Origin of the sequence: Tabrizicola thermarum, assembly GCF_003574395.1 — a bacterium.
GTDB lineage: Bacteria > Pseudomonadota > Alphaproteobacteria > Rhodobacterales > Rhodobacteraceae > Tabrizicola > Tabrizicola thermarum.
Window position 1 is genome coordinate 101,170 of the sequence record NZ_QMJY01000077.1, and the last position, 13,613, is coordinate 114,782.

General features: G+C 65.8%; 13 protein-coding genes. 6 read left to right on the forward strand and 7 right to left on the reverse strand.

All coding sequences use genetic code 11. The annotated features are described in order from the left end of the window. Window positions 1–25 precede the first annotated feature (25 nt). A complete protein-coding gene (gene murD / locus D5084_RS12130; RefSeq protein ID WP_128515754.1) occupies window positions 26–1,429 on the forward strand; it encodes a UDP-N-acetylmuramoyl-L-alanine--D-glutamate ligase in 1,404 nt (467 codons plus the stop codon). Window positions 1,430–1,506: 77 nt separating this feature from the next. On the opposite strand, the gene D5084_RS12135 is transcribed toward murD, so the two are convergent. The 6 genes from D5084_RS12135 to D5084_RS12160 form a co-directional block, all read right to left on the reverse strand. Further along, window positions 1,507–2,565 (reverse strand): Gfo/Idh/MocA family protein, encoded by a 1,059-nt coding sequence (locus tag D5084_RS12135; protein WP_128515755.1) that lies wholly within the window; start codon window positions 2,563–2,565, stop codon window positions 1,507–1,509. Continuing rightward, window positions 2,565–3,350 carry a ThuA domain-containing protein gene (locus tag D5084_RS12140; RefSeq protein ID WP_128515756.1) on the reverse strand — a complete coding sequence of 262 codons (786 nt, stop codon included), beginning with the start codon at window positions 3,348–3,350 and terminating at the stop codon, window positions 2,565–2,567. The genes D5084_RS12135 and D5084_RS12140 overlap by 1 nt, the downstream gene beginning before the upstream one ends. Window positions 3,351–3,408: 58 nt before the next feature. After that, a complete protein-coding gene (locus D5084_RS12145) occupies window positions 3,409–4,410 on the reverse strand; it encodes an ABC transporter ATP-binding protein (protein WP_128515757.1) in 1,002 nt (333 codons plus the stop codon). A 4-nt stretch (window positions 4,411–4,414) separates the two neighbouring features. Beyond that, window positions 4,415–5,248: a carbohydrate ABC transporter permease gene (locus tag D5084_RS12150; RefSeq protein ID WP_128515758.1), complete on the reverse strand. Its 834-nt coding sequence runs from the start codon at window positions 5,246–5,248 to the stop codon at window positions 4,415–4,417. Next, a complete protein-coding gene (locus D5084_RS12155; RefSeq protein ID WP_128515759.1) occupies window positions 5,245–6,195 on the reverse strand; it encodes a carbohydrate ABC transporter permease in 951 nt (316 codons plus the stop codon). Before D5084_RS12155 ends, D5084_RS12150 begins: the two co-directional genes overlap by 4 nt. 107 nt (window positions 6,196–6,302) lie before the next feature. Then, a complete protein-coding gene (locus D5084_RS12160; RefSeq protein WP_202910058.1) occupies window positions 6,303–7,580 on the reverse strand; it encodes an ABC transporter substrate-binding protein in 1,278 nt (425 codons plus the stop codon). A gap of 448 nt (window positions 7,581–8,028) precedes the next feature. On the opposite strand from D5084_RS12160, the gene D5084_RS12165 reads away from it, so the two are divergent. From D5084_RS12165 to D5084_RS12180, 4 genes are all read left to right on the forward strand, one after another. Next, window positions 8,029–9,147, forward strand: coding sequence for an extracellular solute-binding protein (locus D5084_RS12165; RefSeq protein ID WP_155523134.1), 1,119 nt, complete (start codon window positions 8,029–8,031; stop codon window positions 9,145–9,147). A gap of 173 nt (window positions 9,148–9,320) precedes the next feature. Further along, window positions 9,321–10,403, forward strand: coding sequence for an ABC transporter ATP-binding protein (locus D5084_RS12170; protein ID WP_128515761.1), 1,083 nt, complete (start codon window positions 9,321–9,323; stop codon window positions 10,401–10,403). A 4-nt stretch (window positions 10,404–10,407) separates the two neighbouring features. After that, window positions 10,408–11,343: an ABC transporter permease gene (locus D5084_RS12175; protein WP_128515762.1), complete on the forward strand. Its 936-nt coding sequence runs from the start codon at window positions 10,408–10,410 to the stop codon at window positions 11,341–11,343. Continuing rightward, entirely contained in the window at window positions 11,340–12,206 is an 867-nt protein-coding gene (locus D5084_RS12180) for an ABC transporter permease (protein WP_128515763.1), read from the forward strand. The genes D5084_RS12175 and D5084_RS12180 overlap by 4 nt, the downstream gene beginning before the upstream one ends. A gap of 164 nt (window positions 12,207–12,370) precedes the next feature. Here D5084_RS12180 and D5084_RS12185 read toward each other — a convergent pair whose 3' ends face one another. Then, the gene (locus D5084_RS12185; protein ID WP_238382632.1) at window positions 12,371–13,171 is read right to left on the reverse strand and encodes a hormone-sensitive lipase; all 801 of its coding nucleotides are present in this window, start codon (window positions 13,169–13,171) and stop codon (window positions 12,371–12,373) included. A gap of 193 nt (window positions 13,172–13,364) precedes the next feature. On the opposite strand from D5084_RS12185, the gene D5084_RS12190 reads away from it, so the two are divergent. Then, on the forward strand, window positions 13,365–13,613 hold a 249-nt coding region (locus D5084_RS12190), incomplete at its 3' end, for an ATP-binding cassette domain-containing protein (RefSeq protein WP_128515771.1).

The following is a 13,613-nucleotide window of genomic DNA, read 5'->3' on the forward strand; positions in this document are numbered from 1 at the left end:
CTGTCACAGCGCAAGGGGGGAAAGCATGATCCCGGTCAAGGGTTACAAGGGCGAGCGGGTGGCAGTGCTGGGTCTGGGCCGGTCGGGGCTGGCGACGGCCGCCGCGCTGCGGGCCGGGGGGGCCGAGCCGCTGCTGTGGGACGACAGCCCCGAGGCGCGCGCGAAGGCCGAGGCGGAGGGCTTCGCGCTGACCGACCTGACGCGCCACGCGAGCCTGGAGGGGGTGGCCTGTCTGGTGACCTCGCCGGGCATCCCGCATCTCTATCCCGCGGCTCATCCGGTCATCGCCCGCGCGCTGGAACTTGGCGTGCCGGTTGACAACGACATCGGCCTCTTCTTCCAGAGCGCCGCCGGAACCGAGTGGGACGAGATGGAGACCCCGCCGAAGATCGTGGCGGTGACGGGTTCGAACGGCAAATCCACGACGACGGCGCTGATCCACCACATCCTCCGCGAGGCCGGAAAGCCCACGCAGATGGCCGGGAACATCGGCAAGGGGGTCCTGTCGATCGACCCCCCCGCCGACGGCGAGGTGGTGGTGCTGGAACTGTCCTCCTACCAGACCGAGCTTGCCCGCGCCCTGACGCCGGATGTGGCGGTCTTCACCAACCTCTCGCCCGACCATCTGGACCGGCATGGCGGGATGGGCGGCTATTTCGCGGCCAAGGCGCGGCTGTTCACGATGGGCGGGCCGGACCGGGCGGTGATCGGCGTGGACGAGGTCGAGGGGCGGTATCTGGCGGGCGCTCTGGCGCAGGGGGCGCAGGACGACCGGGTGATCCGGGTGTCGTCGGGCTCGAGGCTGGAGGGCTTCGGCTGGTCGGTCTTCGCGCGCAAGGGGTTTCTGGCCGAGTGGCGCAAGGGGCGGCAGGTGGCCGCGATCGACCTGCGCGAGGTGAAGGGGTTGCCCGGCGCGCACAACCACCAGAACGCCTGCGCGGCCTATGCGGCCTGCCGGTCGCTGGGGCTGGCGCCGAAGCAGATCGAGGGCGCCCTGCATTCCTTCGCGGGCCTGCCGCATCGCAGCCAGCTGGTGGGCGAAAGGGCCGGGGTGCGGTTCGTGAATGACAGCAAGGCGACGAACGTGGATTCGGCGGCCAAGGCCTTGCAGGCCTTTCCGCGCATCCGCTGGATCGCCGGTGGCCTTGGGAAAGAGGGCGGGATCGCCAGCCTGAAGCCGCTTCTGGGGTCGGTGGTGAAAGCCTATTTCATCGGCCATTCGGCGCGGGATTTCGCCTTGCAGGTGGGCGAGACGCCGCATGAGATCTGCGAGACGATGGAGCGTGCCGTGGCCCGTGCGGCCGAGGAAGCCGAGGCGGGCGAGGTCGTGCTTTTGGCCCCGGCGGCGGCGAGTTTTGACCAGTATCCGAATTTCGAGAAGCGCGGCGAGGATTTCACTGCCCGGGTCAAGGCGCTGATCGGATCCTGAGCGCCGATTTATTTGAAGAAATCGGACCGGAGCCTTTGAAGGCTCCGATCCGGACTTTTCGAAAGGTCCGCCGACCGTCAGACCGCCAGCAGCCTGCCGTCCTGCGCCGCCGAGGCTTCGGCCTTGTCGAGCAGCACCTGAAGCGCGGCACCCCGGGCGAAGTCGGGCTCCATCGGACCTTCGCCGCGGATCGCTGCGATGAAGCGCTGATAGATCGTGGGCACGGGCGGGCAGTCCACCTCGTGCCAGAGGCCTTGCTTCATCGCCTCGGCCCCGAGGCAGGCGCGCAGATGGCTTTCGTTCTTCTCGAACCGCACCTCCAGCCCGCCGGTCAGACCGTAAAGCCGCAGCCGCAGGTCGTTCAGGTGGCCGCTGGCAAAGCGGGTGGCCGCGACCGTGCCAAGCGCGCCATTGGCCAGCCGCAGCTGCATCGTCGCGCTGTCGTTGGCGTCCAGCACATAGTCGCCGATCTGCCCGCCTGGCGCCTTGTCGAAGGTCTGCAAGAGGCAGGAAATCTGCGTCGCATCCATGCCCGCGATGAAGGTCGCGAAGTCGAGGATGTGGATGCCCACATCGCCCAGGACGCCTTTTGATCCGTGCCTGGTGGACAGCCGCCAGAGCCATTGCGGCTCCTTGTCCCAATGGCCCCAGGCGGGCTGGGTGAGCCAGCTTTGCAGATAGGAGGCCTCGAAATGCCGGATCTCGCCGATGGCGCCCTCGCGGACCATCCGGGCGGCCTGTTGCAGGGCCGGGACGTTGCGGTAGGTGAGGTTCACCATGTTGACCACGCCCGCCTTCGCGGCGGCCTCGGCCATTTCCTGCGCATCGGCGGCGTTGGTGGCGAGCGGCTTTTCGCACAGCACATGTTTCCCCGCCGCAAGGAAGGGCATGGTCGTGGCGTGATGCGCCGCATCGGGGGTGACGTTGGTGACTGCGTCGAACTCGCCCCAGGCGATGGCATCCTGCACAGAGGCAAAGCCGTGCGGGATGTTGTGTGTGGCCCGGAAGGCCGCGAGTTGTTCGGGCCTTGTGTCGATCCCGGCGACAAGGGTGACGCCGGGGATCGCGGCGAATTGTTCGGCATGGTTCTTCGCCATGCCGCCGGTGCCAAGGATCAGGAGGCGGACGGGTTGCATCAGCGATACCCCGCCTCGCCGTCATGGTGCAGGCGCGGACCGCGTTCGGTGAGCGGCTCCAGAGTCTTGCCGATGGGCCGGTTCGGCGCGTCGGTGGGTTTCTCCAGCCGTCCTTCCGGGTTGTAGGCCCAACGGACGCCGTTCGCGATCACCTTCTGCACCATCGGCTGGTGATAGGTCGGATAGGTTTCGTGCCCCGGGCGGAAGTAGAAGATGTTGCCCGCCCCGCGCCGGTAGGTGAGGCCCGAGCGGAACACCTCGCCGCCCTGGAACCAGCTGACGAACACCGTCTCCAGCGGTTCGGGGACGCCGAAGGGTTCGCCATACATTTCCTCGTATTCGATCTCGAAATGGTCGGGGATCCCCCGGGCGATGGGGTGCTGGCGACTGGTGACCCACAAACGCTCTCGCTCCCCGGCCTCGCGCCACGAGAGGTTGCACGGTGCGCCCATGAGCCGCTTGAAGGGCTTGGAGAAATGCGCGGAGTGCAGGAAGATCATGCCCATGCCGGACCAGACGGCCTCGGCCACGCGTTCGACCACTTCGTCCTTGACCTCGCCGTGGGCGGCATGGCCCCACCAGATCAGCACGTCGGTTTCGGCAAGTTTCGCAGCGGTCAGGCCATGCTCGGGGTCCTGCAAGGTCACGGTCGAGGCGGTGATCCCGTCTTCCCTGTTCAGGAATTCGGCAATCGTGCCGTGCATGGTCTTGGGATAGACCTCGGCCACCACCTTGTTCTTCTGTTCATGGACGTTCTCGCCCCACACGGTGACGCGGATGGTCATGGGTAGTCTCCTTGGAATGAATGCGCGCCCGGAAGGGCCCGGGGCGCGCGGGAAGGGGTCAGCGGACGGGCCTGCCGTCGGCGTCGAAGCGGTAGAGGTGATCGGCACGCGGGGCGATGGACACTTTCGCCCCGACCGCGATGTCGGCCTTGCCGGGGCGACGGACGATGATGGGCTCGTCGCTGCCGATCTCGACAAAGAGGAAGTGGTCGGAGCCCAGGTCCTCGACATGCAGCACCTCGCCCGACCAGGGGCCGTTCGGCACAACGTCGATATGTTCGGAGCGCACGCCCAGCGTGGTGCAGCCCTCGGCCTCGGCGAATTTCCCGGTCAGGAAGTTCATCTTCGGGCTGCCGATGAAGCCGGCAACGAACAGCGAGTTCGGGTTCTCGTACAGCTCCGCCGGGGTGCCCGCCTGTTCCAGCCTCCCGTCGCGCAGGACGGCGATGCGGTCGGCGAGCGTCATCGCCTCGACCTGGTCGTGGGTCACATAGATCATCGTGACATTGGACATCGAGTGGTGGAGCTTGGCGATTTCCAGCCGGGTCTGCACCCGCAGCGCGGCGTCGAGGTTCGACAGGGGTTCGTCGAACAGGAACACGCGCGGGTCGCGGACGATGGCGCGGCCGATGGCGACACGCTGGCGCTGGCCGCCCGAAAGCTGCTTGGGCAGGCGGTCCAGCAGGTGGTCGATCTGGAGAAGCTTCGCCGCGTTCTCCACGCGCTTGCGGATCTCGGCGTCGCTCGTCCTGTCCAGCTTCATCCCGAAGGCCATGTTGTCATAGACCTTCATGTGCGGATAAAGCGCGTAGCTTTGGAACACCATGGCGATCCCGCGTTTCGACGGGATCAGGTTGTTCACCCTTTCGCCGTCGAACAGCATGTCGCCGGTGGTGATCTCCTCCAGCCCCGAGATCAGGCGGAGGAGCGTGGACTTGCCGCAGCCCGAAGGCCCGACGAAGACCATGAATTCGCCCTTCTCGATGGTCAGGTCGATGCCCTTGATGACCTGGACGGCGCCATAGGACTTGGTGACGTTCTTCAGTTCGATCTTTGCCATGATGTCAGCCCTTCACGCCGCCCGCGGTCAGCCCCGCGACGATCTTGCGTTGGAAAATGAGGACGAGGATGATGAGCGGCACGGTCACGATGACGCTTGCCGCCATGATCGGACCCCAGGGAATTTCCTGCTGGCTTGCGCCGGACAGAAGCCCGATCGCCACCGGCACCGTCCGGGTCGTCTCGGACGAGGTGAAGGTCAGCGCGAACAGGAATTCGTTCCAGGCGCCGATGAAGGCCAGAAGGCCGGTCGTGACCAGCGCGGGCCACAGAAGCGGCAGGAACACCTTTGTGATGATGACCCAGGGGGTGGCACCATCGACGATGGCGGCCTCTTCGATTTCCACGGGCAGATCGCGCATGAAGGTGGTCAGCACCCAGACCGTGAAGGGCAGGGTGAAGATCACATAGGACAGGATCATCGCCCAGGGCGTGTTGAAGATGCCGAGGAAGCGGACAAGCTCGAACAGGCCCGCAAGGACGGCGATCTGCGGGAACATCGACACCGCAAGGATCATCATCAGCAGAAGGCCGCGCCCCCGGAACCGCACCCGGGCCAGCGCGTAGGACGCGGTGACGGCGAGGAACAGGGCAAAGACCACGGTGGTCGTGGCGATGAAGACCGAGTTCCAGATCGAGCGCACGAAGTTGCGCCCGCCCAGCACGGTTTCGTAGTTCGCCCAGGAAAACGCCTTGGGCCAGTAGTTGACCTTGAACAGCTCGGTTCCCGTCGCGAAGGAGGTGACGATCGCGTAGTAGAACGGGAAGACCGAGAAGACGACGATCACCACGACCAGCGCGTAGAAGGCGATGGTGGACAAGAGTTTCTGCGCGGTCATCTCTGGCCCTCCCCGGAAAGATCGACCTTGCCCAGCCAGATGTAGAGGCTGACGAAGACGGCGATGATGGCGAACAGCAGCGTGGACTGTGCCGCGCCATAGGCGAACTTGTCGAAGTCGATCATGTTCTCGCGGCTGATGACCGACATGGTCTTGGTGGCCGCACTGTTCGGTGTCAGCACATAGACCAGATCGAAGATGCGCAGGGCGTCGAGCATCCGGAAGATGATCGCGACGGCCAGCGCCGGGCGGATCAGCGGCAGGGTGATCCTGAAGAACACCTTCACCGGGTTGACGCCGTCCAGCCTTGCCGCCTCGAAGATGTCGCGCGGCACCATCTGGAGACCGGCAAGGATCAGCAGCGCCATGAAGGGCGTGGTCTTCCAGATGTCGACCATCAGCACGGCATACATCGCGGTGTCGGTCGAGGCCGTCCAGGCGATCTTCTGGCTGATGAGGCCGAGATTCAGCATGATGTCGTTGATGATCCCGAACTGGTCGTTCAGCATCCAGGCCCACATCTTCGCGCTGACGATGGTCGGGATCGCCCAGGGGATCAGGATCGCGGCACGGACAAGGCCGCGGCCCTTGAACTCGGCGTTCAGCACCAGGGCGACGATCAGGCCCAGCAGGGTCTCGAAGAAGACCGACACGACGGCAAAGCGCACCGTGTTCCAGACCGCGTTCCACCAGGCCGGATCGACCAGCGTCCCGCGGTAGATGACGCGCCCCGACTCCAGCACGCGGATCGACAGGTAGTTGTCGAAGCCGATGAACTCGCCGCCGTAAAGGTCGGACAGAAGCGTGTTGGTCAGCGAAAACCAGATCGTGCGCAACAGCGGCCAGGCGGCCACGAAGAACAGCGCAGCCAGCATCGGCGCCAGAAACCAGAAGGCCGCGCGTTGCCGTTGCTGCGAGAGGCTGAGCCCCCCGTCATTGCTTGCCATGATACCCTCCCCTTGTCCGGGTCCCCCCTCGGGCCCGGTTGGATGTGACGGGCGGCCCCTGTCTGCCAGAAGCCGCCCGCCATGGGGTCAGTCAGGTCCGGGAGGACTTACCAGCCCGACCCCTTGATGTCGTTCAGTTCGACTTCGAGAAGCTCCAGGTTCTCGGCCGCCGAGCCCTGACCCGACAGCGTGTTGTGCACGGCCGACCAGAACTTGGCCGAAACCTCGTTGTATTTGCCCTTGGTGGGCGCCGAGGGCCGCGGCACGGCGTTCAGGAACACCTCTTTCCACTGCGGGATGATCGGCTGGGCAGCGGCGATGTCGGGATCTTCATACAGCGCCATGATGGTCGGCAGGTTCGATTCCGCGATGGCACGCTGCTTCTGCGCTTCGGGGCCGGCGAGGTAGAGCGCCAGGCTGATCGCCGCTTCCTGCTTGGTCGAATATTTCGACACCGCCACGTTCCAGCCGCCCAGCGTCGCCGCCGACGGGTCGCCTTCCTTGCCGACCGGCAGGGTGGTCACGGCGAACTTGCCCTTGACGGCCGAATCGTCGCCATTGCCCAGGCCATAGGCATAGGGCCAGTTGCGCATGAAGACCGCGTTGCCGGTCTGCCAGACGCCACGGGACTCCTCTTCCTGGTAGGCCAGAACGCCATCGGGGCTGATCGTGCCGACCCAGGACTTCGCCTGTTCCAGCGCGGCCACGGCGTTCGGGTTGTTGATCGAGATCGTGCCATCGGGCTCCACGATCTGGCCGCCGCCATGCGACTTGACCCATTCCAGAGCGTCGCAGGTCAGGCCCTCATAGGCGTTGCCCTGCCAGACGAAGCCCCAGATGTCCTTGTTGCCTTCGGCGCGCTCGGCGTCCTGGATGAACTTGGCCGTCTCGGTCAGCTCGGCCCAGGTCTTGGGCGGCTGCTTGCCGTATTTCTCCAGCAGGTCGGTGCGGTAGTACAGCGCCGGCGCGTCGGTGAAGATCGGCAGCGCGACCAGCTTGCCGTTCACGGTCTGCGATTCGATGATCGAGGGGAAGTGCTGCGGCGCCAGGTCCTTGGCCGCCTCGGTCAGGTCGACGAAGTGGTCGGCCAGCTGCGGTGCCCAGATCACGTCGGTCTGGTAGAGGTCGATGTCGGTGGCCCCTGCGGCCAGCCACAGGCGATACTGGCCGAACTGGTCGGTGGTGGACGCCGGCATCGGCACCAGCGTCACGGTGTTGCCGGTGGCTTCTTCCCACGGCTTGACCAGCGCCTTGAAGTTCTCGACCGCGTTGCCGACGGCGCCAGAGACATAGAACAGCTCTTCCGCCATGACGGGGGCGCCGAACACGGCAAGCATGGCTGCGGTGGCGGTCGCGCGAAGGGCGCGGCCTTTCATGATCTTCATTGGTTTTCCTCCCTGGTGCCGCCCTGACTGGCGTCCACTTTCCATTCAAAACGCTTTGGAAGCGAGGCCAAGCCTCTGCTTGCCGTCCAAAACGTTTTGAAAGAAATAGTCCCCAAAGCGCTTTCGGTCAACGATTCGATCTGCGCCGCCGCACCGGACCCTTCGCCTCGCCTTGCGCCTGCGACCTGCCCTGCGCCGGGGCGCGCTGCCGGGAAATCCGCCGCGCCCGCGCGGTTGTCCACCCTCGGGTTGTATCTGCGCAGACTCCCGTTGACAGCCCCATCAGATACCGGGCTAAGGTCACCGGGTGAAGCGATCCGGTGCGGCTGACAAGGTCCTGTTACGCAAGACCGGCACAACCGCATCCGGCGCGCTCGCATGACCGAAGAATTCGGGGAAAACCCGCGCTTGGCCGAACGACAAACCAGGGAGACATATCGTGAAACACATGAAATCCGCCTTCAACCGCCGCCGGTTCCTGCAAGGGTCCGCAGCCGGCGCGGGCCTTCTCGCCGCTCCGGCGATCATCTCGTCGAAGGCGCTCGCCTCGTCGGGCGAAGTGAACTTCGTGGGCTGGGCCGGCTATCCGGTTCTTACCGAAAAGGTCTTTCCGGCCTTCGAGGCCGCGACCGGCATCAAGGTGAACTTCAAGGAACTTCCCGACCAGGACACCATGTTCGCGGAAGGCAAGGTCGCGCTGGAAACCGGCGGGATCGACGTGATGGAGCCGACCATCGACCGCTGGGGCGGCTGGAACTCGAACGGCCTTCTGGGGGCCTGGGATCCGGCCAAGCTGGCGATGGACAACTACCTGCCGGGCCTGGCTGACGGTTCGGCGGGCGAACGCTCGCGCGATGGCGACAAGCTGATGTATGTCCCGTCGAACTGGGGCACCGAGGCGCTGGTGGTGAACGAAGCCGAGGCCAAGCTCTCCTCGCCCCCGTCGCTGGGCGACCTGTTCAACCCGGAAAACCCCGCCGTGCTGCGTCCGCATTCGACGCTGGCCGCCATGGGCCGCTGGCTGGATGCCCAGGGCAAGCTGCCGCGTCCGTGGATGGACGGCTATACCGACATGGCCGCGATGGCCGAACTGTGGGACATCGCGCTTGCCGAGGCGATCAAGGCCAAGGGCAACGTCGTGCAGTGGTGGTCGGGCGAGAACGAGGCCAATGCGGGCTTCACCGCCAACGGCGCGACCATCGGCCTGTGCTGGGATTCGACCGGCTTCAACCTGCGCAACGACGGCTACAAGTACATCGCCCCGGTCGAAGGCGCCTTCGCCTGGCACCAGGGCTTCGTGCTGATGAAGAACGCCAAGAACGTCGACCAGGCGCATGAATTCGCAAAGTTCGTCTCGACCCCCGAAGGCTCGGCCATGTGGGCGACCGCGTTTTCGTCGAACCCGGTGGGCAAGGGCTCGGCCGAGTTCATGTCGCCGGACGTCGCCGCCTACTACAACGGCACCTTCGACGATGCGGCGCTGGCCAAGCTGTGGTGGTGGCCCGAGCAGACCGCCGAGTTCATCGCCAAGCGGTCGGAATACGCCGACAAGTACAAGGCGGCCTGACGGCGCGTCCGACGCGGAACGCGCCGGGTCCGAAAGGGCTCGGCGCGACCCTTCAGGCAGTTGAAAGACGATCTGGACCGAAAACCGGCCCGAGTCTGGCGATACCCATTGCGGGGGCCCGACGGCCTGCTAGCCTGCAACAAAAAGAATGAACTCAGGGGGACCACGCGACCATGAGCGCGGGAATTGATCTGGAAAACGTCTGCTGCGACTTCGGCAGCTTCCGGGCCGTCGACAACGCCAGCGTGTCGATCAGACCGGGCGAGTTCTTCTCGTTCCTCGGTCCGTCGGGCTGCGGCAAGACCACGATCCTGCGCATGGTGTCGGGCTTCATCGAGCCGACGGAAGGCACGATCCGCATCGGCGGCAAGGATGTGAAGGGCACCCGGCCCAACCAGCGCCCCACCGCGCTGATCTTCCAGAATCTGGCACTGTTCCCCCTGATGCCGATCTGGGAGAACATCTCCTTCGGGCTTGAGGTGCGTGGGGTCGACAAGGCCACCCGCCGCAGACGCGCCGAGGAGCTGTTGACGCTGGTCGATCTGCCCGGCGCCGCCGACAAGATGGTCAGCCAGCTGTCGGGCGGCCAGAAGCAGCGCGTCGCCATCGCCCGGGCGCTTGCGGTCGAGCCGCAGGTGATGCTTCTGGACGAACCGCTCTCGGCGCTGGACCTGAAGCTGCGCCAGCACATGCGGGCGGAACTGCGCGCGATCCAGAAACGCACCGGCGTCACCTTCATCTACATCACCCACGACCAGGGCGAGGCGCTGGCGATGTCGGACCGGGTGGGCGTCATGTCGCAGGGCCGCATCCAGCAGATCGCCGCCCCGCGCGACATCTACGACAACCCGGTCAATGGCTTCGTGGCCAGTTTCGTCGGCGAAAACAACATCTTCGAGGGCGAGGTCGGACCGGTGTCGGACGGCATGGCCGGGCTGTCCGGCCCGCATGGCCGTTTCCGCGCCCGGATCACGCCCGAGGCGCAGGGCAAGCAGGTCCGGCTTTACGTCCGCCCCGAACACACCCGGCTGACCGGCACGGCCGCCGCCGAGAACTCGGTCGAGATGGAAGTGACCGAGGTTGCCTTCGAAGGCGCCTTCATCTCGGTCCACGGGGTCGCCGCCGGGGGCAAGCGCCTGTCGGCCGAAGTGAAGAACGACGGGGTGACGCAGGTGCCCGAAGTCGGTGCCAGGGTCTTTGCGACCTTCGACGCCGCCCGCGCGCTTCTGTTGCCCGACGCCAACGTGCGGGGGTAGGGCGATGCACGACCTCATCCGCCGCTACGGAACGGGGCTGACCACGCTCTTCTGCCTGCTGGTCGCCTTCTGGCTGCTCGTCCTCATCATCCTGCCGAACTTCTCGATGCTGTTCGAGAGTTTCTTCCCCTATCTGCCGGTGGCGGATCAGGGCGGGCCGAAGGATGTCTTCACCCTTGGCAACTACGAAAAGATCCTGGCCAACCCGATCGAGACCGCCTGGTTCGGCGTGCCCGTGACCATCCCGATCCACGTCAACACCTTCGTCGATACCGTCTTCTTCTCGGCGCTGGTCACCTTCATGACGCTGATCCTGGCCTATCCGCTGGCCTATTTCCTGGCCAAGGTCGCCAGCCCCCGGTCGATCCCCACGCTGCTTCTGCTGCTTTTCATCCCGATGTGGGTGTCCGAGGCGCTGCGGGCCTTTGCCTGGTATATCATCCTGACCTTCAACGGCCCGCTGAACGCGGCTCTGAAGGCGCTGGGGATCATCGATCAGAGCATCCGCTGGCAGAACGGGATCGTCACCTCCTACGATGCCATCGTGATCGTGCTGACCTACTGCTATGTCCTGTTCATGCTGTTCCCGATCTACACGGCGATCACTTCGCTGGACACCAACCAGATCGAGGCGGCCGAGGACCTCGGGAGCCCCTGGTGGCGCACGCATTGGCGCGTGGTGATCCCCCATGCCAAGCCCGGCATCGCCAGCGGATGCGTGATGGTGTTCATGCTGTCCGCCGGGTCGCTGCTGGTGCCGACGGTGGTCGGGTCCACCAAGGCGAACTGGTTTCCCCAGACGATCTACACCTGGTTCAACGACGCGCTCGACTGGAACACGGGCGCGGCCTATTCGATGATCTTCCTGCTGGTCTGCATCATCTTCGTCATCCTGATGATGCGGCTCTTCAAGGTCAAACTGTCGGATATCGCCAGATGAGCCGGAACCGCGCCCTGCTTGGCCAGCTCTATTTCGGCCTCTTCATCCTCTATCTCCTGGTCCCGCTGATCGTGATGGCGGGGGCGGCGTTCAACGACAGCAAGCTGCCCACCGTGGCGCCCTGGAAGGGCTTTACCTGGAAATGGTTCGGCGAGCTCTGGGCCGATCAGGTGATGTGGGGGGCCTTCGTGAACTCGATCCTCGTGGCCCTCGCCGTCGTGGCGCTGGCCGTGCCGATCGGGACGGCGGCGGCGATCGTGCTGAACTCGATCTCGGGCAAGTACCGCGCCACGCTTTACGGCTTCATGGTGGCCCCCGTGCTGGCGCCGGGGCTGGTGATCGGCATCTCGACCGTGCTGTTCTGGAATCAGATCGGGACGACGGTCGGTGCCCCCGGAACCTGGCCCTTCGGGCGGGGCCTGCATCTGGCGACTCTGGGCCAGGTCAGCTACATCGCGGCCTATGTGATGCTTCTGGTCCTGGCGCGGCTGCAAAGTTTCGATCCGGGGTTGGAAGAGGCCGCGCTCGACCTTGGTGCAAGCCACGGGCAGGTGCTGCGGCGCATCCTTCTGCCGCATCTCTATCCGGCCGTCGCGGCCTCGGCGGCGATCGCCTTCTTCCAGTCGATCGAGAACTTCAACGTCACGCTGTTCACCAAGGCGAACGAAACGACGCTGACGGTCTATGTCTTCAGCCAGGTCCGGGCCGGGATCACGCCCAAGATCAACGCGCTGGCCTTCATCCTGATCCTGCTGACGCTGGTGCTGGCGTTGGCTTACGAGATGAACCGCCGGCGCCGCGCTCGGATCGAGGCCGAACGCCAGGCCGAGGCGCGGCGGGCGGAAGAAGCGATGCTGCTCTGAAGGCCCGCGCGTCGTGTGACGTCGTCACGCCTCGCTGCCGTCCGCGAGCAGACGACGAAGGCGCAGGGCGAGCCGCCCGAAAGGGTTAACCAGTTCTGAACGCCCACAGCCAAGTGGTTGATCTTGCTGGGGTCATGTTTCTGCCCACGCGCGGGCAGCCCTGGCTAGAGGCCCCGCAGAAGGGCCGCGCACAGCGGCGAGTCCGGGTCGGCCAGCCCGTCGATCACGTCGAAATGGTGCCGCCCCGGCTCGACCGTCCAGCCGCAGCCCCATTCCTCGGCCAGCACCCGCGCCTGCCACAGGAAGGCCGGCCGCTCCTCGGCCCCGACCCAGACATGCGCGCTCACCCCGTCCCGAAGGGCCAGCCGTGCCGGGCTTTCCCGCGCGGCCTCCTCGGCGTCGATCTTCAGGGTGTCATTCATGCCCGTGGCGATCAGCGGCCCCAGCTCGGTCAGCGGCGAGATCGGCACCACCCGCGCGACCGGCACGGGTATGTCGGCGCAGCCCATCCGCGCCGCCAGATGCCCCCCGGCGGAATGCCCCGTGACCACCATCGGCCCGGCCACCCGTGTCCCGATGAACCAGGCCGCCCGGGCGATCTCGGCCGTCATCTCCGCCAGTCGGGCGACGGGGGCCAGCGTATAGCCCGGCATCGCCACCGCATAGCCGCGCGCCAGCGGACCCGCCGCCAGATGCGACCAGTGGGCCTTGGAAAACAGGTGCCAGTAGCCACCATGCACGAACATCACCACACCCCTGGGGGTGCCCTCGGGCAGGAACAGATCCAGCCGCTGCCGGGGCAAGGGGCCGTAGACCAGATCCAGATCGGCTCTCCGCCCCATGGCCTGCCGGAATCCGGCCGCCGCCGCAGACCAGCGCGGCGGATAGTCGGCCGCACCGGGGATGAAGGCCCCGTTCAGATAGTCACGGTCTGGGTCGGGCCAGCGATAGGCAGGATGGGTCAAGATGGGGCTCCGCAAATGTCGCGCCGAGACTGCGCCAGCCGGGCAATCCTGCGCAAGGGGGCGACCCCGGCCCGCGGCAATCCGGATGACTCGGCTGTCATCCGACTGTTACAAATCCGTCGCATATGCGTCACCATGCCGTCCTAGACCGGCAGGCAGGATCGCCATGGGCGACGACGGCGTGGAGCAGACGATGGACGACATGCGTGGAGCGAAGGCCGGACTGGACAGCGCCGCCGCCAAGATCTCGGCCACGGGGGTTCAGGTCTACTATGGTCAGAACCACGCGCTGAAGGATGTCTCGGTCGAGATCCTCGACCGGGCGGTCACGGCCTTCATCGGGCCCTCGGGCTGCGGCAAGTCGACCTTCCTGCGCTGCCTGAACCGGATGAACGACACCGTCGCCTCGGCGCGGGTCGAGGGTCGGATTCTTCTGGAAGGC

Excerpts from the sequence above, each read along its gene's own strand:
- murD (WP_128515754.1), top strand. The coding sequence starts at position 26 with ATGATCCCGGTCAAGGGTTACAAGGGCGAGCGGGTGGCAGTGCTGGGT.
- D5084_RS12135 (WP_128515755.1), bottom strand. The coding sequence starts at position 2,565 with ATGCAACCCGTCCGCCTCCTGATCCTTGGCACCGGCGGCATGGCGAAG.
- D5084_RS12140 (WP_128515756.1), bottom strand. The coding sequence starts at position 3,350 with ATGACCATCCGCGTCACCGTGTGGGGCGAGAACGTCCATGAACAGAAG.
- D5084_RS12145 (WP_128515757.1), bottom strand. The coding sequence starts at position 4,410 with ATGGCAAAGATCGAACTGAAGAACGTCACCAAGTCCTATGGCGCCGTC.
- D5084_RS12150 (WP_128515758.1), bottom strand. The coding sequence starts at position 5,248 with ATGACCGCGCAGAAACTCTTGTCCACCATCGCCTTCTACGCGCTGGTC.
- D5084_RS12155 (WP_128515759.1), bottom strand. The coding sequence starts at position 6,195 with ATGGCAAGCAATGACGGGGGGCTCAGCCTCTCGCAGCAACGGCAACGC.
- D5084_RS12160 (WP_202910058.1), bottom strand. The coding sequence starts at position 7,580 with ATGAAGATCATGAAAGGCCGCGCCCTTCGCGCGACCGCCACCGCAGCC.
- D5084_RS12165 (WP_155523134.1), top strand. The coding sequence starts at position 8,029 with ATGAAATCCGCCTTCAACCGCCGCCGGTTCCTGCAAGGGTCCGCAGCC.
- D5084_RS12170 (WP_128515761.1), top strand. The coding sequence starts at position 9,321 with ATGAGCGCGGGAATTGATCTGGAAAACGTCTGCTGCGACTTCGGCAGC.
- D5084_RS12175 (WP_128515762.1), top strand. The coding sequence starts at position 10,408 with ATGCACGACCTCATCCGCCGCTACGGAACGGGGCTGACCACGCTCTTC.
- D5084_RS12180 (WP_128515763.1), top strand. The coding sequence starts at position 11,340 with ATGAGCCGGAACCGCGCCCTGCTTGGCCAGCTCTATTTCGGCCTCTTC.